Genomic DNA, 24429 nt, shown 5'->3' with positions numbered 1-24429 from the left:
TTCGACTCGCGGGGTCAGATTTGCCGCTGTCGCCGCGCATCAGGGGCGGTCCGTCGCGCGGGACTTGAAACCGGGACGCCCAGACCCGACAATTGCAGCAACCGGCCGCGGGGTCGCGGCCACCGCGCAAGAAGGCATTTGGCGGCGCGAGCGAAGGGATCGTCATGGATCTTTCCAGTTTCACCGATCTGGTCGGCGATTATCCGGCCTCGGCGCTGATCGGGCTGTTCGTCGGCATCCTGTTCGGGGTCGCGGCGCAGCGCTCGGCCTTCTGCCTGCGCGCCGCGACCGTGGAGTTCGCCCGCAGCCGTCTGGGGCCGCGCATGGCGGTCTGGCTGCTGACCTTTTCCTCGGCCGTGGTCTGGGTGCAGGTCGCGCGGCTGAATGGGTGGTTTCATCCTGCCGATGCGCGGATGATGGCGGTGACCGGCAGTCTCAGCGGGGCGCTGATAGGCGGGTTGATCTTTGGCGCGGGGATGATCCTGGCGCGCGGCTGTCCGGGGCGGCTGCTGGTGCTGGCGGCGACCGGCAACCTGCGCTCGATCCTGTCCGGTCTGATCTTTGCGGTCAGCGCGCAGATGGCGCTGCGCGGCTGGATGAGCGGGGCGCGCATCGATCTGGCGGCGCTGTGGGTCACGCCGGGCGGGCGCAATCTGGACCTGATGCGGGTGCTGGGCCTGCCGGACTGGTCGGGGCTGATGCTGGGCCTGCTGACCGCCATCCTCGCGCTGTATCTGGCGCGGCGGAACCGGATTTCCACCGGCATCCTGTTTTTTGGCGCGGGCGTGGGCGTCACCGTCGCCATCGGCTATTTCCTGACCTTCAGCCTGTCGCAGGTCGCGTTCGAGCCGATCACGGTCTCTTCGATCACCTTCACCGGCCCGTCGGCCAACACGCTGATGGCCATGCTCGAACCCTTCGGCAACTGGAGCTTCGAGATCGGGCTTGTCCCCGGCGTCTTCATCGGCTCGTTCCTTGCCGCCACCATTGTGGGGGAGCTGCGCTTTCAGACCTTCGAAAGCCCCGGCCAGACCCGCCGCGCCATGGCGGGGGCGGTGATGATGGGGTTCGGCGGGATGCTGGCGGGCGGCTGTTCCATCGGGAACGGCGTCAGCGGCAGCTCGATCTTTGCGCTGACGGCCTGGGTGGCGCTGATTTCGATGTGGGTCGGCGGCGTGGTGACCGACTGGCTGGTCGATCAGCCACGCGAGGGGGTGCGTCCGCCGCGGGGGTTCACTCGAACTCCATCTCGGTGAAGACGACGCCGGCGTTCTTGGTCGCCAGCTCTTCAAAGGTGTCCATATATTCCCAGTTTGACTGGTCGACGTAGTATGCCCCGGCCAGATCGCCGCCCTCTTCGATATGGGCGCCGATCTTCTCGCGCAGATCCTTCAGATAACCCACCGTCCCCTGACGCACCGTGTCGAGATCGGTGGCCGCGCCGTGGCCCGGCACGATGATCTCGGCCCCCAGAGGTTCGAGCTTGGTCTCGAAGGTTTCGATCCAGCAGCTTGTGCAGGTGCCCTGAAAGATCGGCGGCATCCGTTCGGAAAAGGCGATGTCGCCCGCGATCAGCACCTTCTGGTCGGGCAGCCAGACCTGCGTATCGCCGGGCGAATGGGCCGGACCCAGATGCAGCACCTCGATCCGCGTGTCGCCCATCTGGATCTCCTTGCGGTCGGTGAAGGTCTCGGTCGGGGCGACGATGGTTGTGCCCTCGGCGTTCTCGCGGGCATAGGATTTCAGCGCCTCGAGCCCCTGCGGCCCCTGCATCTCGGCGAAATCTTCGGCCGCGTCCTCATGCGCGAGGATCGGCACGCCCTGCGCCGCCCAATAGCTGTTGCCCAGCATGGAATGGCCCTGACCGTTTTCGTTGATGACCAGCTTGACAGGCTGGTCGGTGACCTGCTCGATCTCGTGATGCAGCGCCTCGGCCAGCTTCCAGGACGCGCCGCCATTGACCACCGCGACACCATCGCTGGTCACGATGAAGGACAGGTTGTTGTTGTGGCCGGCGTTTTCATAGGTCGGCGGCTGGGTGGCGCCGATGGCGCTGTAGACGCCCGGCGCGACCTCGACCGGTTTGTCATACAGAACCGACTCGGGGTATTTGTCCGGCGTGTCGTCGGCAAAGGCCGCACCGGCCAGCAGCGACAGGGCAAGGGTCAGGGCTGCGCGCATTTCAGGCTCCTGCAACATAGGTAAAGCGATCGCCGTCGCGCTGGATGCGGCCGATGCCGCCCTGCGGAAGGTGATAGCCGAGCGTGGTCCACCCCTCATCCGCCAGCCGCGCCAGCACCGCCGCGCGGGTCCGGGCGGCGAGGTCGGGGTCGTGGTCGGTGCCCGCGCCGATCTGCGGATAGGCGACGCTGACCACTGTGGTGGCCACATCGCCCAGCACGAACAGCCCGTCTTCCGGCGTGCCGATGGCAAAAGACATGTGGCCGGGGGTATGGCCCGGCGTGCCGACGGCGCGGACATTCGGCGCGACCTCGTCCCCGTCGGCGAATGTCTCGATCCGGTCGGCCACCGCCTGCAGCCGGCGCATCGCGCCTGCGGCGAAGGACAGCTGATCTTCGGCGATCGTGTCCACGGTCGCGGGGTCGGTCCAATAGTCGAACTCGGCCTTGCCCATCGCCAGCCGCGCGTCGGGAAAGCTGGGTTCGTCGAACTCATCCAGCAGCCCCCACAGGTGATCGGGATGGCCGTGGGTAAAGATCACATCGGTCACGTCCTCGGGCGCGACGTCGATGGCCGCCAGCGCATCGACCAGACGCCCGGCGGTGGGCATGAAGTCGGGACCAGACCCCACATCGAACAGGATCACCCGGTCGCCCTGGCGCAGCAGCGTCACGTTCAGCGGGCTTTCGACCACGCCATCGGGCAGGTCGAACTGCGCGATCAGATCGGCGCGCTGCGCCTCGGGGAAGGTCGCATAGGCGAATTCGGGCGGAAATTCCAGATGCCCGTCCGAGGCGCTGTCGATCTGGAGCCCATCGCTTTTCCAGGTCGTCACCGCCCAGGCGCGGCGGGCGGTCGCAGGCAGCACGGCGCCTGCGGCAAGGGCTGCCGATCCGGCAAGCACGACACGGCGGGTCACGATCATGGCTTTCCCCCTTGTGATAAAGACGCGGGGCACGACCGGCGCGCGCCCCGCATCCCGTTACTGCATCGGCGGCGGCGACTCGGCGCCGTCGTCCGGCGTGTCCGGGGTGACGTCGAGGATGCTGGCGTGGCGCGTGATCTCGGGCGCGGTGTCCTTGCAGCTTTCCATGCAGGGCGCCTGCGTCAGCTCGGGCAGTTCCACCTCGTCCCGGTCGTCGCGGAAGAAGCCGTCGGCATTCGGCATCTCGACCGTCAGGAAATTCTCGCGCGAGAGCACGAAGTCGTCGTCCACGATGTCGTTCATGTTCAGGATATAGGCGAGCATCGCATAGATCTCGTCCGGTTCCAGCGACTGCGCGTCGCCAAAGGGCATGGCGCGGTGGATATAGTCATAGGCGGTGGACAGATAGGGCCAATAGGACCCCAGCGTCTTGTCCGGGTCCTGATCGGCCAGCGTGCCGATGCCGCCCGCCAGCGTCGGCCAGCGGTCCACGCCTTCGCCGAATTCGCCGTGGCACGAGGCGCAGGTGTCGGAAAACAAGACCTCGCCATCCTCGACGCTGCCCTGACCTTCGGGCAGGCCCGTACCGTCGGGGCGCACATCGATGTCCCAGGCTGCGACCTCTTCGGGCAGCGCCGCGCGGCCAAGATGCAGCACCTTGCCCGCGCCCGATCCCTCGCCGCCGGCCGCGTCGTCAGCGGCGGCGTCGTCAGCCTCGGCCTCGGTCGCGGCCTTCACCTCGGCGGCGTTGGCCTCGGTCAGGTTCAGCGCATCGGTGGCGGCGTCGGCGGTGTCGGGCGCGTCCTGCGCCATCGCTGCCCCGGTCAGCGCCAGCGACAGCGCCAGCCCCAGAACGAATTCAGGAAATTTCGACATTCTCGGCCTCCCCATCGGCGCTGATCGCCCAGGTCTGGATTCCGTTGTTGTGATAGATCGAGTTCAGACCCCGGAACTTGCGCAGCACATCCTTGGTCGGCTGCACATAGCCGGTGGAATCGACGGCGCGCGATTGCAGCAGCATGGGGCGGCCGTCCCAGTCCATCTCGTAATAGAAACGGTGCATGGACTTGTCGAGCGACGGCCCCGACAGCCGCGCCTGATGCCAGTTGACGCCGCCATCGGTGGTCACATGCACCTCGGACACGGTGCCGCGGCCGGACCAGGCGACCCCGGTGATGACCAGACGCCCCTTGCCGTGGCGGATGGGCATTTGCGGGCTGGGCGAGGTGATGACGGATTTCGCATCCATCACCCAGGTCCATTTACGCGAGCGCCCATCCTCGAGCGTGTCGGTGTATTTCGACGTCTCTTCGCGCTGTTCCCAAGGTTGGTCGCCGACCTCGAGCCGGCGCAGCCATTTCACCCACATGTTGCCTTCCCAGCCCGGCACGACCAGCCGGGCGGGATAGCCCTGTTCCTTGCGCAGCGCCTCGCCGTTCATCTTGAAGGCGACCATGCAGTCTTCCAGCGCCTTGTCCATCGGGACCGACCGCGTCATGGCCGAGGCATCCGCCCCTTCGGCCAGCAGCCATTTCCCCTCGGTCTTGACGCCGGCCTCGGCCAGCAGATCCTTGACCATCACCCCGGTATACATGACGTTGTGGATCATGCCGTGGGTGAACTGCGCGCCGTTCAACTGCGGCCCGGCCCATTCCATGCCGCTATTGGCCGCACATTCCAGGAAATAGATCCGGTTTTCGCGCGGGAAGCGTTCCAGATCGGCATAGGTGAAGACCAGCGGCTGATCGACCAGCCCGTTGATCATCAGGCGGTAATCCTCCTTGGCCAGCTCGATCGACCCGGCATGGTGGCGTTCAAAGCACAGGCCGTTGGGCGTGATGATGCCGTCAAGCTGATGGATCGGGGTAAAGTTGATGGACGAGGCCGTTTCCGCCGTCAGCCAGGGCACGTTGCGGCGGATCACGTCGCTTTCGAACTCGATCGGCATGCCGTAAGGATAGACGTCCACCCCGTCGCCCAGATACTGCGCCCAGGGCTGAACCTCGGTGATCAGCGGATCGGGCGCGGTTTGCGAGATCGCCCGCGCCGGCACCAGCCCCGCCGTGGCAAGTGCGCCGCCGGTGGCCAGGCTGCGGGTCAGGAAGCGGCGGCGGTCGGTGCTGTGGGGCTTGGCCCGTCCGTCAGGACTTTCGGTCATGTCGAACCTCTTGCTAGCTGGTGGTGTGGCCGGGCGTCAGATGCCCGAGACCGTGACGGTGTCGCGCGGCTGCAGCTTGACGGTGCCGGTCTTGCGGATATGGCTTTCGACGACGTCCCAGATCTGCGGCCCCTCTGTGTCCTCGTTGACGCTGGCCCAGCCGGCGACGGTATAGGATTTCGACGGCTCGATCTCTTCGCCGGTATCCGACAGGGTCAGCCGCGAGATGCGCTGCCCCATCGGCTTCGACAGGTCGATGGCATAGGCGATGCCGCCGACGCGGACCATGTCGCCGCCCTGCTGGTAATAGGGGTCGGGGTTGAAGATGTTGTCGGCCACATCCTCCATCACCGTTTTCAGCGTCTCGCCGGTCATTTCGGTGCGGTAGCACTGGCCATAGGTCATCGAGGTGGCGTTGTGGATATCCTCGCGCCGGATGTCGTCGCCGGGCACCAGAGACGGCCCCCAGCGGACGCCGGGTGACAGCGCGATCTGGGTGTCCCGCTCGGCCCGCATGGCGTCGCAGATCAGATCGTCCCAGGTGCCGTTGAAATTGCCCCGCCGATACAGCAGGCTTTCGGTCTTGCCGACCACCTCGTCCAGTTCGGCCTGATAGGGCGCGCGTTCGCTGTCGATCAGCGCGGCCATCTCGGCATCGGGCTGGATGACGTCGGAAAAGATCGGGATCAGCTTGTGCCGGAAGCCCAGCATCTGCCCGTCGCGCACGTCCAGATCCAGCCGGCTGACGAATTTCCCGTTCGAGCCTGACGCGATCATCACCGTCTGCCCGATCAGCACCGGTTCGGGCACCGCGTCATGGGTGTGGCCCGACAGGATCACGTCGATTCCCTTGACCCGGCCAGCCATCTTGTAATCGACGTCGAAGCCGTTGTGGGACAGGCAGACGACCAGATCGACGCCTTCCTCGCGCAGCTCGTCCACCACCGCCTGCATCCGTTCCTCGCGGATGCCAAAGCTGTATTCGGGGAACATCCAGCGCGGGTTGGCGATGGGCATATAGGGGAAGGCCTGACCGATCACCCCGATCCTGACGCCGCCCTTTTCAAAGATCTTGTAGGGCTCGAAGGCCGGCTCGTCCCATTCCACGTCGAAGATGTTCGCGCCCAGGAAGGGGAAGGGCAGCTCGCCCACGATCTCGTTCACGCGCTCGGTGCCATAGGTCCATTCCCAGTGGCTGGTCATCGCGTCCACGCCAAGCGCGTTCATGACGTTGACCATGTCCTGCCCGCGCGTCTTGAGCGAGGTGTAAGAGCCGTGCCAGGTGTCGCCGCCATCCAGCAGGATCGAGTCCGGCCGCGCCGCGCGGATCGCCTTGACCACGGTGGCGACCCGGTCCATGCCGCCCATCCGCCCGTATTCGGCCGCCAGCGCCACGAAATCCTCACAGGTCATCGCATAGGCGTCGGGGCTGCCGGGCGGGATGCCGAACATCTGCAGGAAATCCATGCCGGTGACATGGGGCGGGCGGCCCTTGGCGTCGCCCACGCCGATATTCACCGCAGGCTCGCGGAACCAGATCGGTTTCAGCTGGGCGTGGACGTCGGTGATGTGGATCAGCGTCACATTGCCGAAATCGTCGAACTCGAGCAGCTTGTCCTGGCTGAGGGTCTGCTGCGCCGCCAGCCGGCCCCAGCGGCCATAGCCCGAGGCGCCCCACAGCGCCGTGGTGGCCAGTGCCGCCTGCATGAATTCGCGCTTGGTAATCATCGTCAAACCTCTTCTCGCCGCGCATCGATGCGGGCGTTGACAAGCCGTCCTGTCCCGGTCGGGGCGCTTAGTGGCGGACCGCGACCCCCTCGACCGGCAGACCGGCGCCGCGGGACGCGACATACAGCTCCAGCGCGCGGAACTCGGGCGAGCCGGGCTTGAAGGTCTCGGCGCGGGTGTCACGCACGCAGCCGGTGAAGCGCTGATGGATCGAGACGATCCCGGCATCCTTCAACCGATAGGTCGGAAAGCCGTTGATCTGGCCCTGCGACAGGTGGTCGGCGCGGATCATGTTGCCGGCGTTTTCCTCGTGGCAATTGAAGCAGCCGAGTTCGAGCTGGCCATAGCGGGTGTAGTAAATCTCTTTGCCCTTTTCCCACCATTCGGCGGCGGGCCCGTCGATCGCCACGTCGATCGGATCGCCCCGCGACTGCAGCGAAATGGCCGAGGTCATGTTCTTCATCTCGGCGCTGTTCCAGCCCCATTCCTCGGCGCCCATGCGCTCGACCCGGCAGTTGTTGACGAAGTTTTCCAGCGACCACAGATCGTCGCCGGCCTCGCTCATCTTGGGCATATGGGCGCGCACGCCCTTCATGCTGTCCTCGATCTCGTTATGGCAGCTGGCGCAGGACTTGCCCTCGGACCCGTCCACGGCGTTCCACAGGTCGATCCCCTGATCGACGAAGATCATGCCCGGATTCTCGAAATCGTCGGTTTCCATCGCCCGCGTGTCGGGGTCGCGATACAGCCAGCCGGACAGAACCTCGTCGAAGGTGTCCTTCAGAAACTCCGGCGCGGGCGCGCGGGTCGGCAGCACCACCTCGCCGCCATTGATCTCGATCTGCGTGTCCTCGATCGGATCGGCAAGCGCCGTGACCGATGCCGAGACAAGTGCCGCAGCAAAGGCTGAAGCGACAATTCTGCTTTTCATTGCGGTTCCCCCCGGTTGGCCCGTCCTGACGATCCTGCGCGCCGGGATGCCGCCAAGGCATCCCGGGCATGGGTCAGGCGACTTCGATGCTTTGTTTTTCTTCGTAGACAGACCCGTCATCGTCATACCAGGTAAAGGTGAACTCACCTGCCTGATCGACCTTCACCTCGAATTCGAAATACGGGTTGGTCGAGATTGCCGGTTCCATCGTGACATCGACGACGTTCTGCCCGGCGAAATCGACGACGAAGCGGTTGATGATCTCGCGCGGGATGATGTTGCCGTCGGCATCCTTGCGCTGGCCCGATTCCATCGGGTGGCTGATCAGCGTCTTCAGCGTGATCACATCGCCCGGTTTGGCGCTTTTCGGCACCTTGACGCGAGGTTTGACGTTTTTCGCCATGCTCTATCTCCTGAAATTCGGTCGTAAGGGACGGGTCAGCCGCCGCAGCCGCCGATGGTCACCTTCACATTGGACTTGGCCTGCCTGAAGCTGCCATCTTCCAGCTTGGCGATGGCCATGACGTCCTGGGTTTCGGCCAGACGGATGCGGGTCGCCAACTGGCGCGCGCCGGCGGCGGGGCCGAACTTGATGGTCGCGACGCCTGGGGTCGGGTTGCCGGTGGCCAGGACCAGGATCTCGGCCGCGTTCTCGGCGGACACCGAGATCGGGACCGTGTTGCCGTTCTCGGCGATCTCGGGCGCGGTCAGGGTGACGCCGCCCTCCTGGACCTCGCTTCCGCCGGTGAATTCGGCGATCCATTCCTCGACCGACTTGGTGGGGGTCTGGGCCGCAGCCGGGGCCGCGTCCTGGGCCAGCACGGGGCCGGCAAGGGTCGCGGCCGCCAGACCGCCGGCGCCCAGGATCAATGCGTCGCGTCGGTTCAGTTTCATGAAGTCACTCCTCTTTGGTCGGCAGCGCCGCGCGGGGCGCGGCGATCATTTCAACGTCAGCAGATAGGCGAGCACGTCCTCGATCTGCTGGGCGGCAAGGATCGGCGACAGCGGCCCGTCGGGGGCCTTGCCGGTATAGCCCTCGCCCGGACGGATGAAGCCTTCGTTCTTGTAGAAGGCCGGCATCACCGTGCCTTCGAAGGTCTGTTTGGCGTTGATGACCAGCCCGCGCAGATGCGCCTCGTCATAGCGGTCGGCGACGCCGTCCAGCGACGGGCCGACATTGCCCTGGAAATCGACCTCGGGCATGGCGCTGATCTCGTGGCAGGCCACGCAGTTGCCCAGCGAGTTGGTGGACATGATGCGCTTGCCCTCGTCGACATCGCCGGGCTGGCCGGTCAGCGACGAGGCCACCGAGCCGGAGTCGAACACTACATCCGACGGGGCCGGCGGATCGCTGGCAAGGGCAGGTGCGACGGCCAGCGCCACAAGCGCAGCCGCACACGCAGGGCGCGTAAGGGCAAGACGAAACATGCGGACCTCCCAATCCTCTCTGCGACAAAGTTACGCAGATCGTGCCACGGATGCAATTGACATTCTTGCAGACAGCGGATGCGAGGTAAACTTTCCCTGATCCGGCGCGGAACCCGGACAGCGTCGCAGGGCGCCTGCGTCACAATGTCGTCGCGCTCCAATCGAATCGGTCCAGCAGGAACTGCGCGATATGGCTGACGCTGTCGGTGGCGATCAGCACGGCGAACAGGATCAGCATGACACCCATCAGCTTTTCCACCCAAGCCACGATGCTGCGATGCCGGGACAGCCACGCCAGAAACGGCTGGGCAAAGGCCGCCGCGATAACGAAGGGCAGCGTCATCGCCAAGCCGTAGACCAGCAGCAGCGCGCCGCCGCGCCAGACCTCGCCCATGCCCGAGGCGACGAACAGGATCGCCGCCAGCGCCGGCCCCGCGCAGGGCGTCCAGCCAAAGCCGAAGGCCAGCCCCATCAGATAGGCGCCGAGCAGGGTGGCGGGCGCGGGGGTGCTATCGATCCGCGCCTCGCGGTTCAGCAGCGGGATGCGGATCACGCCCAGGAAATGCAGCCCGAACAGCAGCAGGATCGCCGCCGCGACATAGCTGAGTTGGGACTGATACTGCGAAAACGCCGCACCAAGCGCCGTCGCCCCCAGCCCCAGCAGCACGAAGATCGTCGTGACGCCAAGCGCAAAGGCGGTGGCGCCCACCACCAGCCGCCCGCGCGCGCCCGGCTGCAGCCCGCCCTCGGCCCGCAGCTCGCCCATCGACAGCCCGGCCAGATAGCTGAGGTAGAACGGCACCATCGGCAGGATGCAGGGCGACAGGAAGGACAGCAGCCCCGCCAGCATCGCGCCGCCATAGGTGATCTCTGGCATCATGGCCTCCGGGTTTTGCGGCCGGCTTGCGACCTTGGGGCAAAGCTGCGACACTCTGTCCATTGCGTCAACGAGGCTGGGGTCAACGGGGCTGGGGCAGGTGTATCAGGCAATCCGCGCATCTTTGCCGTCCGGGCGTGGCCTTCGCCGCTGGCTGGCCGCCTGCGCGCTGCTGACCGCCGCTGGCGCCGCATCGGCGGGCGAGCTGGAACTGCTGATGTTCGAGCGTGAGGGGTGCAGCTATTGCAAGCTGTGGAACGAACAGATCGGCCCCGCCTATCCCCGCACGCCCGAGGGCCTCTCGGCCCCGCTGCACCGTCTGGACATCAGGGACCCGCTGCCCGAAGGCACCGTGCTGACCGGCCGCGCGCCGGTCTTTACGCCGACCTTCGTGCTGACCGATGACGGGACCGAGGTGTCGCGCATCGAAGGCTATGCCGGCGACGAGTTCTTCTGGGTGCTGCTGGACCGGATGCTGGCCGAGACCGGCTGGACGCCCGCCGACGCGCCACCGCCGCAAGCAGAGAACCAACAACCAACGGAGGAGTGATATGAGCCTGAACACCACAAGGGTCGCCTCTGCGGCACTGGCCGCGATCATGGTCGTCGGCGCGGGCCTCGCCCATGCGCAAGAGGCCGGGATCTACACCAAAGAGGTCGATGGCAGCTTTGCCGATGTCGCCTTCGCGGTCGAGCAGGCGATCACCAATGAGGGGCTTGTCATCGACAGCGTGAACCATGTCGGCGAGATGCTGGCCCGCACCCGCGAGGATGTCGGCGGTGCGAAAGAGCTGTATGTCGAGGCCGACACCTTCAACTTCTGCTCGGCGATCCTGTCGCGTCAGGCGATGGAGGCCGACATCGCCAACATCCAGTATTGCCCCTATGGCATCTTCGTCTACGAGGCCGTGGCCGCGCCCGGCAAGGTCGTCGTCGGCCACCGCCTGCACGCGCCCGAGAGCATGAAGGGCGTGGACGAGCTGCTGACCCGGATCGTGGACACGGCGACGGAATAGGCGGCGCAGGCTGGCGGGTGTGAGACGGTGCAGAGGTAGAGCTGCCGGCGTTGGCCGCATGAGCGAGGTGACGGCAGGTGGCTAGGGGGGTTGCCTGTCGGTCGGCAGACAGCCTGCGGCTTCCGCCAATGCTGTTTCGCGGCATGACTGCCATAAGCTGATCTGAAGCAAAGAGACGGGCGCAGCCTTGATGGCTGCGCCCGTTATATTTGCCTCGCCGCCTGCCTTGATGTGCAGGAAAAGGGTTGGTCCTCTCCGCTCTGCTCATCGCGCCTGCCGCAGCCCGTCCGGGCTGCTGGCATCGCGCAGCGGGCTTCAGTTGCTCGGGGCTGGGGCATCCGGCGCAGCGGCATCCGACTGACTGTCCGGCGCGGCAGCATTCCCTGCGGCGTCTGCTTCCGGTGTCTCGCCATTCGGCGTCTCCGCGCCCGCCGACCCGCCCACATCCTCTGGCGTGGCAGCGGTGGCTTCGCCTTCGACGGGGGCCTCGCCGGTCTCGGCGGCCTCTTCGGTGCGGCCGTCAGTGACCGGGTTCTCCTCGGCCGTTGTCATGTCAGGCGTCGAGTCCAGCGTCGGGTTCTGGGGCAGGCCGTCCTCGGCCGCGCCTTCCTGCGCCACGCCGGGTTCCGCGGCCTCGGCGGGGGTCACGTCCTGCACGGCGATGGGGTCGGTCGGTGCGGGGGTGCCGCCGCCTTCGACGGTCAGGCCCAGCAGGCGCCATGCCAGCATCCCGCCGCGATAGTAATGGATCTGCTCGACCGGAAAGCCTGCGCTGATCATCGCGCGGATCGCGGTGGGCGACTGGCCGCACCAGATGCCGTTACAGAACAGGATGACCTTTTTTGCCTCTGCGCAGTCGAACTTGCCGTCGAAATCCGGCTCGCAGCCCAGCTCGGCCAGCCGCTCGATCGCTTGGGTATAGGGGATGTTGATCGCGCCGGGGATGGTGCCGCCGGCATACCAGTCGGGTGTGCGCCCATCGACGAGGATGGTGTCGCCTTCCTTCATCGCCTCGATCAGCTCCAGCTCGCCCACCGTGGTCACGCCGGGCGCGGGGGTCATCGGCTGGATGCAGAAGGGCGGGCAGTCATGGCCGATCAGCGCCCAGTCGCCGGTCAGCGTGGCGCCGGGGGTCTGGTCGCGCGAGACGGTGACGGTCTGGCCGTCCTGCCCCTGCCAGCTTGCCTCGGGCATGTCGGCGGTGATGCCGACGCGGACCGGGGGGTTGGGGGCATCCTGCGCCAGCGCCGGACCCGACAGCCCGACAAGAAGGGACATCGCGGCACCCGCGACGGCTTTCATCACGAAAGAGGGGGTCATGGTCCAGACTCCTGCTTGAAGGGTGACTGACCCCATCTTTCGCCAAGTCCTGACAAAAATCAAACCCGGCGTGGCCGCGTCAGGCCTGCCGGGTCAGGTGCCGCATGGCCGGGCCGGCCGCGTCCCATGCGCGGCCAGGCCCGTCCTGCGTCACTTCTTGCTGTCGTCCTTGTCGTCGCTGTCATCCGGCGAGGCTTCGACGCCGCCCTTGGGCAGGTGCTCGCTGTCGTCGGACGGACGCTCGTCGGCCAGCTTTTCGCGGTCGACATCGCCGGCGGGGCCTTGGCCCGGCGGGTGATTGTCGACATTGGGGTGGCGCTGCTCGTTCTGCACATAGGGCGAGTCCAGCCCGCGCTGTTTCGAGTGGCGCGAGGTGTCGCGCGGGGACAGGATCTCGGTCGTCAGCGGCGTGTCGGGGCGCAGCGGGCTCATGCCGCCGCTGCCGTCGCCCTTGCCCTGATCCTGCTGACCGGCGCCGTATTTCTTGCTGTCTGCATTCGCCATGGGGATCTCCTTGCCGTTTGTCGCCGCGTGGCTGCGGTGTGGGGGGTCAACCCGCCAGCATGGCCTCGCGTTCCACGGACGGTCGGTCGGGGGCCGCTGCCCCACCCGTCAGGCCAGCCCCAGCCGCGCCACCGTCTGCCGCAGGGCCTGCACGAACAGGCGCTGCGCCATGCTCTCATCGCCCTCGGCGCGGGTCATCAGGCCGACCGGCCCCTGCGTCAGCCCGGTCGCAATGGGCAGGCGCACCAGCCGCCCATCTGCCACCTCGCGCGCGACCACCCCGGCCGAGATGAACCAGACCGCATCCGCCTGCTGGGTGAAGACGCGCCCGAACGCGCCCGACACCGTCTCGATCCGGTTCGGCGGCACGGTCACGCCGCTGGCGATCAGCATCCGTTCGACCAGCGGGCGGATGGCGGCGCTGGGTGGCGGATAGATGACCTGGAACTGCCCGATGCGGCGCAGATCGGGGTCGGACAGGATCGGGTGGCCGGGGCGCACCACGACCGCCACATCTTCGAGGTAAAGCTGCGTGAAGCTGAGCCCCTGCATCGAGGCCGGATCGCCCAGCCGCCCGATCAGCAGGTCCAGATCGCCGGAATGCAGCATGGCGATCATCTGGCCATGCGCGCCCTCGGCGATGCTCAGCCGCAGATCGGGGGCAAGACGGCCAAGGGCGGTGGCGACGTCGGGCATCAGCCGGGCCGCGACCGAGGGCAGCGCCCCGATCCGCAACTGCATCGCGCCCTCCCGCCCGGCGGCGTCCAGCCCGCTGAGGCCCTGTTCCAGCGCCGTCAGGCTGGCTTGGGCGAAGCGGTGAAAGAACGCGCCTTCGGCGGTCAGCGCCACGCCGCCGCGCCCGCGTTTCAGCAGCGCGGCGCCGACGATGTCCTCCAGCTCGGACAGCGTGCGCGAGATGGCGGGCTGGGTCAGGCACAGCGTTTCGGCGGCGCGTTTGAGGCTGCCCTGACGGATGATCTCGGTCAGGGCCTGCAGGTGGCGGATCTTGATACGGCGGTCCATGCTTACCCATTTCGACAAGTATTGCTGCAATCATCTCATTTTACTTGTCGGCTTCAACATGCAAGCCTTGGGACAGCCAGATTGCGGTTTCGGGGGGAGCATGCGCACACAGGTTGTCATCATCGGCGGCGGGCCGTCGGGGCTGTTGCTGGGCCAGTTGCTGCACCGCTGCGGGATCGAGGCCGTGGTGCTGGAACGCAAGACCCGCGACTATGTGCTGGGCCGGATCCGCGCGGGTGTGCTGGAAACCGGCCTCGTCCGCCTGATGGAGGAAGCCGGCGTCGCCGACCGCCTGCATGCCGAAGGCCATGTCCATGACGGCACCCAGATCGCCGTCGATGGCGAGATGTTCCACATCGATTTCAAGGCGCTGACCGGAACCCCGGTCGCCGTCTATGGCCAGACCGAACTGACGCATGATCTGTATGACGCCCGCGCGGCCGTGGGCGCCCGGACCGAGTTCGAGGTCGATCACGTCACCATCCACGACGCCGATACCGACAAGCCCTATGTCACCTATGACCAGCACGGGGAAAACCACCGCATCGATTGCGACTTCATCGCTGGCTGCGACGGGTTTCACGGCGTCTCGCGTCAGGCGATCCCGCTGAGTGTGCGGCGCGAATATGAAAAGACCTATCCCTTTGGCTGGCTGGGCGTGCTGTCGCGCACGCCGCCGGTCCATGACGAACTGATCTATGCCAATTCCGACCGCGGCTTTGCGCTGTGTTCGATGCGGAACGAGAACCTGTCGCGCTATTATATCCAATGCGCGCTGTCCGATCATCCGCAGGACTGGACCGATGCGGCCTTTTGGCAGGAACTCAAGCGCCGCATCCCGCCCGAGGTCGCCGACCGGCTGGTGACCGGCCCGGCGATCGAGAAATCCATCGCGCCGCTGCGGTCATTCGTGACCGAGCCGATGCGCTGGGGGCGGCTGTTTCTGTGCGGGGACGCGGCCCATATCGTGCCGCCGACCGGGGCCAAGGGCTTGAACACCGCCGCCAGCGATGTGCATTATCTCTATCACGGCTTGCGGCAGTTTTATGACAGCGGCGACAGCGAGGGGATCGACCGCTATTCCGAGCGCGCGCTGCTGCGGGTCTGGAAGGCAGAGCGGTTCAGCTGGTGGTTCAGCGGGCTTCTGCACCGCTACCCGGACCAAAGCCCGTTCGACCTCAAGATGCAGCGCGCCGATCTTGCCTTTCTGCGCGACAACGAGGCGCAGCAGAAGGCTTTTGCGGAGAATTATGTGGGGTTGCCTTACTGATGGATACGAAAAGCGTGAACGGCGTCGATCTGCATTACCGTCTGGACGGGCCAAAGGCCGGGCCGGTGGTGATGTTCGCGAACTCTCTGGGCACCGATCTGCGGGTCTGGGATGCGCTGTTGCCGCATCTGCCCGACGGCGTCAGGACGCTGCGCTATGACAAGCGCGGGCACGGGCTGTCACAGCAGACGCCGGGGCCTTACAGCATCGAGCAGCTGGCCGATGACGCGGCGGCGCTGGTGCGGGAACTGGATCTGTCCGAGGTGGTGTTTGTCGGGCTGTCCATCGGCGGGCTGATCGGGCAGTCGCTGGCGGCGCGGCATGGCGATCTGTTGCGCGGGCTGGTGATCTCCAACAGCGCCGCCAAGATCGGGGACGAGGCGATGTGGCGCGACCGCGTGGACGCCATCCGCCGCGACGGGCTGGACAGCATCGGCGCTGCCACGATGGAGCGCTGGTTCTCGCCCGGCTTCATCGCCAGCGGCGCGGCGGCACCCTGGCAGCGGATGCTGGAACGCCAGCCGCTGGAGGGCTATGCCGCCTGTTGCGAGGCCATCGGAGCCGCCGATCTGCGCGACAGCACCGCCAAGCTGGACCTGCCGGTGCAGTTGATCGCGGGCGAGCTGGACGGCTCGATCCCGCCCGAGACGGTGCAGGGCACGGCCGATCTGATCAAGGATGCGCGAATCGACGTGATCCCCGGCGCGGGCCATATCCCCTGCGTGGAAAAGCCGGCGGAATATGCAGCGATCCTGACCCGCTTCCTGACGGATATCGGCCATGTCTGAGCCGCACTCGTCCGGTGCAGCGCTGTCCGACCGGCACGCCCGCGGGATGCAGGTCCGGCGCGAGGTACTGGGCGACGCCCATGTCGACCGCGCGCAGGCCGATGCCTCGGATTTCGACGGGCCGTTTCAGGACCTGATCACCCGCGCGGCCTGGGGCACGGTCTGGGCCAGCGACGGGATCAGCCGGCGCGAACGCTCGATGCTGACGCTGGCGCTGCTGGCGGCGACCGGCAATTTCGAAGAGATCCCGATGCATGTCCGCGCCACCGCCCGCACCGGCGCCTCGCGCCGCGACATCCTCGAGGCGTTCCAGCATGTGGCGATCTATGCCGGCGTGCCGCGCGCCAATCACGCGCTGAAGCTGGCCAAGCAGACCTATGCCCAGATGGACGCCGACAGCGATGCCCTCAGCACCGATACCGCCAGCACAGATACCGCCAGAACAGGGGACCGACCATGAGCGACGCCGAATTCTATCAGCGCGACCGCCGCCTGCAGCCCCCGGCGCTGACGCCGAACTACAAGACCTCGGTCGCGCGCAGCCCGCGTCTGGCGCTGATCTCGCTGCAGAACTCGCGCAGCGAGGTGACCGGGCCGGTCTTTGGCCATGACGACATCGACCCCATCGATAACGACCTGATCAAGAACTACGCCAAGACCGGCGACCCGGTCGGCGAACGCATCATCGTCCATGGCCGGGTTCTGGACGAGAACGCGCGTCCGGTGCCGAACACGCTGGTCGAGATCTGGCAGGCCAATGCCGGTGGCCGTTATCGCCACAAGAAAGACAGCTATCTGGCCCCCATCGACCCGAATTTCGGCGGTTGCGGGCGGACGCTGACGGATGAGAACGGCAGCTATTTCTTTCGCACCGTCAAGCCCGGCGCCTATCCGTGGCGGAACTGGGTCAACAACTGGCGGCCGGCGCATATCCACGTCTCGGTCTTTGGCGCGGGGTTTGCGCAGCGGCTGATCACGCAGCTTTACTTCGAGGGCGATCCCCTGATCCCGCTCTGCCCCATCGTCCAGACCATCCCGGACCCCGAGGCGGTCGAGCAACTGATCGCGCGGCTGGACATGAACGCCAGCATCCCGCTGGATTCGCTGGCCTATCGCTTTGACATCGTGCTGCGCGGCCGCCGCTCGACGATGTTCGAAAACCGGCTCGAGGGGAACTGACCATGCCGCAACCGCTGTATTACCTGCGCGAAACCGCCTCGCAGACCGCCGGGCCCTTCGTCCATATCGGGCTGGCCCCCGGTGCGGCCGGCTTTGACATCTATCGCCGCGAGCTGGGCCACGACATCGCCGGGCCGAACGCCAAGGGCGAGCGCATCCGGGTCGAGGGCGTGGTTCTGGACGGCACCGGCAGCCCCGTCAAGGACGCGCTGATCGAGGTCTGGCAGGCCAATTCGCAGGGCCATTACGCCCACCCGCAGGGCGGCGGTCCGGTCGAGGACGGGTTTCGCGGCTGGGGCCGCGTCATCACCAATTTCGACAGCGGCGAATGGGGGTTCGACACCGTCAAGCCCGGCCCGGTCGAGCCGCGCGGGCGCATGATTTCCAGCGTGGCGGGGCGGGTGCGCGACACCCATCCCGATTGGCAGGGCCGGGTCGAGGACCGCTTTGCGCCGATGGCGCCGCATCTGAACCTGTGGATCGTCGCACGGGGCATCAATATCGGGCTGAACACGCGGATGTATTTCAGTGACGAGGCGCAAGCCAACGCCGTCGATCCGGTGCTGAACCTGATCGAATGGGAAAACCGCCGCGAGACCCTGATCGCCACCCGCAGCGAGCGGGACGGCGTGGCGGTCTATCGCTTCGAGATCCGCCTGCAGGGGGAGTCCGAGACCGTGTTCTTCGACATCTGAGGGGGTGCCATGACCAAGCCTTGCATCATCTGCGTGGCGATCACCGGCTCGGTTCCGACCAAGGCCGACAACCCCGCCGTGCCCGTGACCCTGCCCGAGCAGATCGAAAGCACGCAAGAGGCGTTCGAGGCCGGCGCCGCCATCGCCCATTGCCATGTCCGCGACGACGAAGGCCGCCCCACCAGCGACCTCGACCGTTTCGCCGCGCTGAAAGAGGGGCTGGAAAAGCACTGCCCCGGCATCATCGTGCAACTGTCCACCGGCGGCCGGTCCGGGGCCGGGCGCGAGCGGGGCGGGATGCTGCCGCTGCGGCCGGACATGGCCTCGCTGTCCGTGGGGTCGAACAACTTTCCGACCCGCGTTTACGAAAACCCGCCCGATCTGGTGGCGTGGCTGGCGGCCGAGATGATCGCCCATGACATCAAGCCCGAGATCGAGGCCTTCGATCTGTCGCATATCTTTCAGGCCGCCCGCATGTGGCGCGAGGGGCAGATCGCCGAGACCCCCTATGTGCAGTTCGTCATGGGCGTCCGCAACGCCATGCCGGTCGACCGCGAGGTGTTCGATTTCTATGTCCGCACCGTTCAGCGCCTGTTCGGCGAGGACGCGCCTTGGTGCGCGGCCGGGATCGGGGCGCAGCAGATCGTGCTGAACGAATGGGCGATCACCGCCGGCGGCCATGTCCGCACCGGGCTGGAAGACAACATCCGCCTCGACCGTCAGACGCTGGCGCCGTCGAACGCGGCGCTGGTGCAGCGGGCGGTGGCGCTGTGCGAGGATCACGGTCGCCCCGTCGCCACCCCGCAGCAGGCCCGGCAGATCCTGGGGCTGCGCCCGGCATGAACCTGACCGACGGTCTTTTTGGCGATGCCGAACTGTCGGCCGCGATGGACGCGCCCGCCGCCATCGCCGCCATGCTGACGGTCGAGGCTGCGCTGGCCCGCGTGCAGGGCCGGCTGGGGGTCATCTCGGCCGAGGCCGCCCGCCGCATCGACGCGGCCGCAGGCGAACTGACGCCCGACCCCGCGAGCCTGATGGATGCCGTCGCACAGGCGGGCATCCCCGCGCAGGCGGTGGTGGGCGCGCTGAAGGCGGCCTGTCCGGATGAGGCCGACTGGGTGCATTTCGGCGCGACCTCGCAGGACATTCAGGACAGCGCGCTGATCCTGCAACTGCGCGCGGCGCTGCGGGTGATCGAGGCGCGGCTGGTCACGCTCGACCGCGCCCTGACCGCCAAGGCGCGCGACTTCGCCGAGCAACCCATCGCCGCGCGGACGCGGTTCCAGATCGCCGCGCCGACGACGCTGGGCGCCAAGATCGCCGTCTGGCGCGCGCCTCTGCGGCGGCATCTGCAGCGGCTGGAACAGCTGCGCCCGCGGCTGCTGACGGTCTCGCTGCACGGCGCGGCGGGGACCGGGGCGGCGCTGGGTCAGCGGATGCAGCCGGTGCGCGCGGCGCTGGCGGCAGAACTCGGGCTTGGCGCGCATGACGTGCCGTGGCACGCGGCGCGGGACGCGGTGGTGGAACTGGGCGGCTGGCTGGCGCTGGTGACCGGGTCGCTGGGCAAGATCGGGGCCGACCTGATCCTGCTGGGCCAGTCCGAGATTGCCGAGGTGCAGGCCGGGCGCGGTGGCGGCTCGTCCACCATGCCGCAGAAATCCAACCCCGTCGCGGCCGAGGCGCTGGTGACGCTTGCGCGGCTGAACGCGGGCGCGGTGGGCATGCTGCATCAGGCGATGGTCCACGCGCAGGAACGCGACGGCAGCGCGTTGGGAATCGAATGGCAGACCCTGCCGCAGATGGTGGTGCGAACCGGCGCCGCGCTGCGGCTGGCGGGGGAACTCGCGCAGACCCTGCGGCCCGACGCTGACCGGATCGACGCCGGTTTCGCCGCCGATCGTGGCGCCATGCTGGCCGAGGCGGCGGGGTTTCATCTGACCGCCGACATGCCGCGCGCGGCGGCGCTGGACATCGTCCGGCAGGCGCTGGCGCAACTGGCGTCGGGGCAGGCGGCGACGCTGGCCGAGGCGCTGGCGGGGCTGGCGCCGGACCGGGACTGGGCTGCGATCCTTGCGCCCGAACGAAACACGGGCGATGCCGCCGCGCAAGCCCGAAGCTGAAGACAACATGGGAGGACTGAAGATGAAGAAACTGCTTCTCGCCACCGTCGCGCTGACCGCGATGGCCGGCATGACCGCCGCGCAAGAGGTGACGCTGCGCGTCCACCACTTCCTGTCGGCCGATGCGCCGATGCAAAAGGGCGTGCTGGAACCTTGGGAAAAGATGGTCGAGGACCAATCCGGCGGCCGCATCGACGTGCAGATTTTCCCCTCGATGCAGCTGGGCGGCAAGCCGCCGCAGCTTTACGATCAGGCCCGCGACGGCATCGTGGACGTGGCCTGGACGCTGCTGGGCTATACCCCCGGCCGCTTCCCGGTCTCCGAGGTGTTCGAGCTGCCCTTCATGTCCGGCTCGGCCAGCGAGACGACGGCGGCCCTGCAGGAGTTTCAGGCGAAATACCTGGGCGATGAGCTGAAGGACGTGCATCCGCTGCTGATCCACGCCCCCGCCGCCTACAAGTTCCACACCAAGGACAAGCCGATCAAGACGATGGAGGATCTGTCCGGGCTGAAGATCCGCGCCCCCTCGCGGACCATGACCGACGGTCTGAACGCGCTGGGCGCGACGGCAGTGGGGATGCCCGTCCCCGAGGTGCCGCAGGCGCTGACCACCGGCGTCATCGACGGCGCGGTGATCCCGTGGGAGGTGTTCGGCAGCCTGCGGATCGAAAGCGTGACCCGCGACCATACCGAGTTCGGGGCCGAGAATGGCGGGCTGTCGACCTCGGTCATGGCGCTGGTGATGAACCCGGCCGCCTATGACGGGTTGCCGGACGATCTGAAGAAGGTGATCGACGACACCACCGGCGCCACGCTGGCCAAGCTGGCCGGCGAGGCCTTCGACGCCGCCGAGGATGAAGAGCGCGCCAAGGCCGTTGCGGCGGGCGATGAAATCGTGGTCATCCCCGAGGCCGAACTGGAGCCGTGGAAGCAGGCGACCCAGCCCGTCACCGACGCCTGGGTGGCGGCGATGGACGCGGCCGGCCATGACGGCGCGGCGATGCTGGACGACGCGCGCGCCATACTGGCCAAGGCGCAGGGCAAGTAAGCGATGGGCAGCGGCATGGACGAGACACTGACCGAACACGCTCATCCCGTGCCGCTGCCGTCCTGGCTGGCGACGCTCTGCCGGGTCTTTGCCGGGTTCGGGGGCGTGGTGCTGCTGGCGATGATGCTGATGACCGTCGCCAGCGTCACCCTGCGCAGCACGCTGGGCAAGCCGATCCCCGGCGATTTCGAACTGGTCGAGATCGGCAGCGCCATCGCCATCTTCTGCTTTCTACCCTGGTGCCAGTCGATGGGCGGTAATGTGCTGGTCGATTTCTTCACCATGAAGGCCGGGCCGCGCATGACCCATCTGCTCGAGGCGCTGGGCGATCTGGTCTATCTGCTGATCGCCGCGCTGCTGCTGTGGCGGCTGTCGCTGGGCGGGATCGAGATGCACCGCTATGGCGAGCAGTCCATGGTCCTGCGCATCCCGATCTGGTACAGCTTCATCGTCGTGATCCCGGCCATGATGCTGCTGACCGCGACCTGCGCCGCGACCATGATCGGCCATCTGCGGCTGGTGCGGGCATGACCGGCATCGCCGCCGGGCTGACCGGGTTCGCCGTGCTGCTGGGGCTGATGGCCATCCGCATTCCCATCGGCGTCGCCATGCTGGCGGTGGGGATCGGCGGTTATGGGCTGTATACCGGCAGCGGGCCGTTGCTCGCGTTCCTGAAGACCTCGACCTATTACCAGTTCTCGACCTATTCGCTGTCGGTCATTCCGCTGTTCGTGCTGATGGGCGAATTCGCCACCAAGGCCGGGATGAGCCGGGCGCTCTATCGCACCGCGGCGGCGTTTCTGGGGCATCGCAAGGGCGGGCTGGCGATGGCCTCGATCGGCGGCTGCGCGGCGTTCGGAGCGATCTGCGGATCGTCGCTGGCGACGGCGGCGACGATGGGGCAGGTCGCGCTGCCCGAGATGAAGCGGTATAATTACAGCGGCGCGCTGGCGACCGGTTCGCTGGCGGCGGGGGGGACGCTGGGCATCCTGATCCCGCCCTCGGTCATTCTGGTGCTGTATGCGCTGATGGCCGAACAGAGCATCGCCAAGATGTTCATCGCGGCCATGGTGCCGGGCGTGCTGGCGGCGGTCGGCTATATGGTCGCGGTCGCCATCTTCGTGCGCCGCCACCCCGAGGACGGCCCCGCCGGTCCCCGCGCCACCTGGCCTGAACGGCTGATGGCCCTGCGCGAGACCTGGACCCTGATCCTGATCTTTGCGCTGGTCATCGTCGGCATGTATCGCGGCTGGTTCACCCCGACCGAGGCCGCCGCCGTGGGCGCCTTTGGCACCGGCGTGCTGGCGATCCTGCATGGCGGGATGCGGCTGGACGGGATGATGGCCTGCCTGCGCGGCACGGCCACAACCTCGGCCATGATCTTTTTGATCCTGCTGGGGGCCGAGACCTTCAACGCCTTCCTCGCCCAGACCCGGACGCCGATGCTGCTGGCCGACGCGATCTCGCAATCGGGCATGTCACCGATGTGGGTGCTGATGGCGATGCTGGTGCTGTATCTGCTGCTGGGCTGCGTCATGGATTCGATGTCCATGCTGCTGCTGACCATCCCGATCTTCTATCCGATCATCGGCGGGCTGGATTTCGGCATGACGCGCGAGGACACGCTGATCTGGTTCGGCATCCTTGCCGTGGTGGTGGTCGAGGTCGGGCTGATCACGCCGCCGGTCGGGATGAACGTGTTCATCATCAACGGCATGGCCAAGGATGTGCCGATGTGGGAGAGCTTTCGCGGCGTCCTGCCCTTCCTGATCAGCGACGTGATCCGCATCGGCGTGCTGCTGGCCTTTCCGATCATCACGCTGGGGCTGGGACGGCTGCTGGGATAGCAGGGCCGCGTGAACGCCCCTGCCGTGGCCCTGGCACGTCAGCACCGCCCGCCGTCGGATGAACCGCGGCGGCGGGCGGTCGTCGTCAGCTCGACTGGGACGCTTTTCGCGGCCCGGTCAGCATCAGTTCGGCCCCCTGCGGATCGGTGATCTGGACCAGCCACATCTGCCCATCCGGCAGATCCGTCGGCCCCATCCGCACGACCCCGCCCGCCGCGCGGACGGCCTCGGCGGCGGCGTCGATCTCGGGCACCTGAAAGGCAAAGTTCCAATAGGGCGCGGCGTCGGGATCGGGGCTGTCCATGACCGCGCCGATCATCTGCCCGTCCAGCATCAGGAAGGTGTAATCGCCCGCTTCGCCCATCGGCATGGCGTCGCCCTTTTCCCAGCCGAGAAGCTGGCCGTAAAAGGACAGCGCCGCCCGCTGATCGCTGGTGATCAGCTCGTTCCAGCTGCAATGCCCGGGCGTGGCGGTGGCGAAAGCCTCGCTCCGCTGGTCGCTGTCGCCGCGCATCAGATAGAAATACGCCCCCTGCGGATCGGCGCAGAAGGCAAAGCGGCCGACGCCGGGGATGTCGGTCGGCGCCTGCTCGACCCGCCCGCCAAGCGCCTGCACCTTGGCGGCCGAGGCATCGACGTCCTGGACGCCCAGATAGACGAACCACATCGCCTGCGGGCTGTCCTGCATCTGCATCAGCCCGGCGACCGAGGTGCCGTCGATGCTGGCGACGTGGTAATCGCCGCCGGGCGCGTCTGGCATGGGTTCGAAGGTCCAGCCCATCACCCGGTGGTAGAAATCCTGCACCGCGCCGGGGTCCTTGGTCATCAATTCGTACCAGATCGGCATGCCTTGGGTGTTCTGCATCGTCTCGCTCCCTCTGTCATGCGGGCGGCCGCACCGCGCGGCTGCCGTCGCGGTCGTTCGGTTCTAGTCGATCCGCGCCAGCCCCGCGCGCAGCGTCCGGGCGAGGTCGGGGCCAAGCTGCGCCTCGACCTCGTCATGGGCCTCTTGCCAGGTCACCACCGCCTTGCGCATCAGCGCCACCCCCTCGGGCGTGATCTGCAGCAGGCGCGAGCGCCCGTCCTCGGGGTTGGGCGCGACGGTCAGCAGGCCGCGCCGCGCCAAGGGCTTGACGGCGGCGGTCAGCGTGGCCGGGTCCATGCCCAGCAAGCCGGCGAGCCGGCCGATGGGCGGCGGCGCGGGCTGGTTCAGCGCCACCATCAGCGAGAACTGCCCGTTGGTCAGCCCGTAGGGCCGCAACACGGTATCGAAGCGCCGCGCCAGCCGCCGCGCCGCCCGCTGCACCGCCAGACACAGGCAGCTGTCTCGGATCTGCAGTACGGTTTCCAGCGGCAGCAGGTTGGAATTGGCCTCACTCATATTCATTTGA

General features: G+C 67.2%; 28 protein-coding genes. 13 read left to right on the top strand and 15 right to left on the bottom strand.

What is annotated here, in order from left to right; translation table 11 throughout:
* Window positions 1-164 precede the first annotated feature (164 nt).
* Window positions 165-1256 (top strand): YeeE/YedE family protein, encoded by a 1092-nt coding sequence (locus CYR75_RS11945; RefSeq protein ID WP_101500238.1) that lies wholly within the window; start codon window positions 165-167, stop codon window positions 1254-1256.
* Here the strand turns inward: CYR75_RS11945 and CYR75_RS11940 are convergent.
* The 10 genes from CYR75_RS11940 to CYR75_RS11895 form a co-directional block, all read right to left on the bottom strand.
* Window positions 1234-2181 (bottom strand): MBL fold metallo-hydrolase, encoded by a 948-nt coding sequence (locus CYR75_RS11940; RefSeq protein ID WP_101500237.1) that lies wholly within the window; start codon window positions 2179-2181, stop codon window positions 1234-1236. The two genes, CYR75_RS11945 and CYR75_RS11940, sit on opposite strands and share 23 nt — an antisense overlap.
* 1 nt (window position 2182) lies before the next feature.
* Complete coding sequence (locus CYR75_RS11935) at window positions 2183-3106, bottom strand: MBL fold metallo-hydrolase (protein ID WP_101500236.1); 924 nt, start codon at window positions 3104-3106, stop codon at window positions 2183-2185.
* A 57-nt stretch (window positions 3107-3163) separates the two neighbouring features.
* Complete coding sequence (locus CYR75_RS11930) at window positions 3164-3982, bottom strand: c-type cytochrome (RefSeq protein WP_101500235.1); 819 nt, start codon at window positions 3980-3982, stop codon at window positions 3164-3166.
* Window positions 3966-5264 carry a sulfite dehydrogenase gene (soxC, locus tag CYR75_RS11925; RefSeq protein ID WP_101500234.1) on the bottom strand — a complete coding sequence of 433 codons (1299 nt, stop codon included), beginning with the start codon at window positions 5262-5264 and terminating at the stop codon, window positions 3966-3968. The genes CYR75_RS11930 and soxC overlap by 17 nt, the downstream gene beginning before the upstream one ends.
* Before the next feature lie 36 nt (window positions 5265-5300).
* The gene (gene soxB / locus CYR75_RS11920; RefSeq protein ID WP_101500233.1) at window positions 5301-6992 is read right to left on the bottom strand and encodes a thiosulfohydrolase SoxB; all 1692 of its coding nucleotides are present in this window, start codon (window positions 6990-6992) and stop codon (window positions 5301-5303) included.
* A gap of 67 nt (window positions 6993-7059) precedes the next feature.
* Window positions 7060-7923 (bottom strand): sulfur oxidation c-type cytochrome SoxA, encoded by an 864-nt coding sequence (gene soxA / locus CYR75_RS11915; protein WP_101500232.1) that lies wholly within the window; start codon window positions 7921-7923, stop codon window positions 7060-7062.
* Window positions 7924-7996: 73 nt separating this feature from the next.
* A complete protein-coding gene (soxZ, locus tag CYR75_RS11910) occupies window positions 7997-8326 on the bottom strand; it encodes a thiosulfate oxidation carrier complex protein SoxZ (RefSeq protein WP_101500231.1) in 330 nt (109 codons plus the stop codon).
* Between the two features lie 35 nt (window positions 8327-8361).
* Complete coding sequence (soxY, locus tag CYR75_RS11905; RefSeq protein WP_101500230.1) at window positions 8362-8817, bottom strand: thiosulfate oxidation carrier protein SoxY; 456 nt, start codon at window positions 8815-8817, stop codon at window positions 8362-8364.
* A 45-nt stretch (window positions 8818-8862) separates the two neighbouring features.
* The gene (gene soxX, locus CYR75_RS11900; RefSeq protein WP_101500229.1) at window positions 8863-9351 is read right to left on the bottom strand and encodes a sulfur oxidation c-type cytochrome SoxX; all 489 of its coding nucleotides are present in this window, start codon (window positions 9349-9351) and stop codon (window positions 8863-8865) included.
* A gap of 139 nt (window positions 9352-9490) precedes the next feature.
* Entirely contained in the window at window positions 9491-10228 is a 738-nt protein-coding gene (locus CYR75_RS11895; protein ID WP_101501030.1) for a cytochrome c biogenesis CcdA family protein, read from the bottom strand.
* Between the two features lie 100 nt (window positions 10229-10328).
* Between CYR75_RS11895 and CYR75_RS11890 the strand changes: the two genes are divergently transcribed.
* Both CYR75_RS11890 and CYR75_RS11885 read left to right on the top strand, forming a co-directional pair.
* Window positions 10329-10778, top strand: coding sequence for a thioredoxin domain-containing protein (locus tag CYR75_RS11890; protein WP_192876656.1), 450 nt, complete (start codon window positions 10329-10331; stop codon window positions 10776-10778).
* Between the two features lies 1 nt (window position 10779).
* Window positions 10780-11244 carry a DUF302 domain-containing protein gene (locus tag CYR75_RS11885; RefSeq protein ID WP_225972710.1) on the top strand — a complete coding sequence of 155 codons (465 nt, stop codon included), beginning with the start codon at window positions 10780-10782 and terminating at the stop codon, window positions 11242-11244.
* Window positions 11245-11559: 315 nt separating this feature from the next.
* Here CYR75_RS11885 and CYR75_RS11880 read toward each other — a convergent pair whose 3' ends face one another.
* The 3 genes from CYR75_RS11880 to pcaQ all read right to left on the bottom strand — a co-directional run bounded on the left by CYR75_RS11880 (window position 11560) and on the right by pcaQ (window position 14091).
* Window positions 11560-12564, bottom strand: coding sequence for a rhodanese-like domain-containing protein (locus CYR75_RS11880; RefSeq protein WP_101500228.1), 1005 nt, complete (start codon window positions 12562-12564; stop codon window positions 11560-11562).
* Between the two features lie 150 nt (window positions 12565-12714).
* Window positions 12715-13068, bottom strand: coding sequence for a hypothetical protein (locus tag CYR75_RS16245; protein WP_192876655.1), 354 nt, complete (start codon window positions 13066-13068; stop codon window positions 12715-12717).
* A gap of 108 nt (window positions 13069-13176) precedes the next feature.
* Entirely contained in the window at window positions 13177-14091 is a 915-nt protein-coding gene (gene pcaQ, locus CYR75_RS11870) for a pca operon transcription factor PcaQ (RefSeq protein WP_101500227.1), read from the bottom strand.
* 100 nt (window positions 14092-14191) lie between these two features.
* Between pcaQ and pobA the strand changes: the two genes are divergently transcribed.
* The 10 genes from pobA to CYR75_RS11820 are packed head-to-tail and all read left to right on the top strand — an operon-like array spanning window position 14192 to window position 23038.
* Window positions 14192-15361, top strand: coding sequence for a 4-hydroxybenzoate 3-monooxygenase (gene pobA / locus CYR75_RS11865; protein ID WP_101500226.1), 1170 nt, complete (start codon window positions 14192-14194; stop codon window positions 15359-15361).
* Window positions 15361-16149, top strand: coding sequence for a 3-oxoadipate enol-lactonase (pcaD, locus tag CYR75_RS11860; protein ID WP_101500225.1), 789 nt, complete (start codon window positions 15361-15363; stop codon window positions 16147-16149). Before pobA ends, pcaD begins: the two co-directional genes overlap by 1 nt.
* The gene (gene pcaC / locus CYR75_RS11855; protein WP_101500224.1) at window positions 16142-16609 is read left to right on the top strand and encodes a 4-carboxymuconolactone decarboxylase; all 468 of its coding nucleotides are present in this window, start codon (window positions 16142-16144) and stop codon (window positions 16607-16609) included. The genes pcaD and pcaC overlap by 8 nt, the downstream gene beginning before the upstream one ends.
* Window positions 16606-17328 carry a protocatechuate 3,4-dioxygenase subunit beta gene (gene pcaH / locus CYR75_RS11850; RefSeq protein ID WP_101500223.1) on the top strand — a complete coding sequence of 241 codons (723 nt, stop codon included), beginning with the start codon at window positions 16606-16608 and terminating at the stop codon, window positions 17326-17328. The genes pcaC and pcaH overlap by 4 nt, the downstream gene beginning before the upstream one ends.
* A gap of 2 nt (window positions 17329-17330) precedes the next feature.
* A complete protein-coding gene (locus CYR75_RS11845; protein ID WP_101500222.1) occupies window positions 17331-18023 on the top strand; it encodes a protocatechuate 3,4-dioxygenase subunit alpha in 693 nt (230 codons plus the stop codon).
* Between the two features lie 9 nt (window positions 18024-18032).
* The gene (locus CYR75_RS11840) at window positions 18033-18866 is read left to right on the top strand and encodes a BKACE family enzyme (protein ID WP_101500221.1); all 834 of its coding nucleotides are present in this window, start codon (window positions 18033-18035) and stop codon (window positions 18864-18866) included.
* Window positions 18863-20143, top strand: coding sequence for a lyase family protein (locus tag CYR75_RS11835; RefSeq protein WP_101500220.1), 1281 nt, complete (start codon window positions 18863-18865; stop codon window positions 20141-20143). The genes CYR75_RS11840 and CYR75_RS11835 overlap by 4 nt, the downstream gene beginning before the upstream one ends.
* A gap of 22 nt (window positions 20144-20165) precedes the next feature.
* Window positions 20166-21191 carry a TRAP transporter substrate-binding protein gene (locus tag CYR75_RS11830; protein ID WP_101501028.1) on the top strand — a complete coding sequence of 342 codons (1026 nt, stop codon included), beginning with the start codon at window positions 20166-20168 and terminating at the stop codon, window positions 21189-21191.
* Between the two features lie 15 nt (window positions 21192-21206).
* Complete coding sequence (locus tag CYR75_RS11825; RefSeq protein WP_101501027.1) at window positions 21207-21722, top strand: TRAP transporter small permease; 516 nt, start codon at window positions 21207-21209, stop codon at window positions 21720-21722.
* The gene (locus CYR75_RS11820; protein ID WP_101500219.1) at window positions 21719-23038 is read left to right on the top strand and encodes a TRAP transporter large permease; all 1320 of its coding nucleotides are present in this window, start codon (window positions 21719-21721) and stop codon (window positions 23036-23038) included. The genes CYR75_RS11825 and CYR75_RS11820 overlap by 4 nt, the downstream gene beginning before the upstream one ends.
* 85 nt (window positions 23039-23123) lie before the next feature.
* On the opposite strand, the gene CYR75_RS11815 is transcribed toward CYR75_RS11820, so the two are convergent.
* Both CYR75_RS11815 and CYR75_RS11810 read right to left on the bottom strand, forming a co-directional pair.
* Entirely contained in the window at window positions 23124-23903 is a 780-nt protein-coding gene (locus CYR75_RS11815) for a VOC family protein (protein ID WP_101500218.1), read from the bottom strand.
* Window positions 23904-23966: 63 nt separating this feature from the next.
* On the bottom strand, window positions 23967-24419 hold the full coding sequence (locus CYR75_RS11810; RefSeq protein WP_101500217.1) for a MarR family winged helix-turn-helix transcriptional regulator: 453 nt from the start codon (window positions 24417-24419) through the stop codon (window positions 23967-23969).
* Window positions 24420-24429: the final 10 nt, after the last annotated feature.

The sequence above is a fragment of the Paracoccus jeotgali genome (genome assembly GCF_002865605.1).
In the GTDB taxonomy this organism is placed as follows: domain Bacteria; phylum Pseudomonadota; class Alphaproteobacteria; order Rhodobacterales; family Rhodobacteraceae; genus Paracoccus; species Paracoccus jeotgali.
This window is presented reverse-complemented; position numbering and strand designations above follow the sequence as displayed.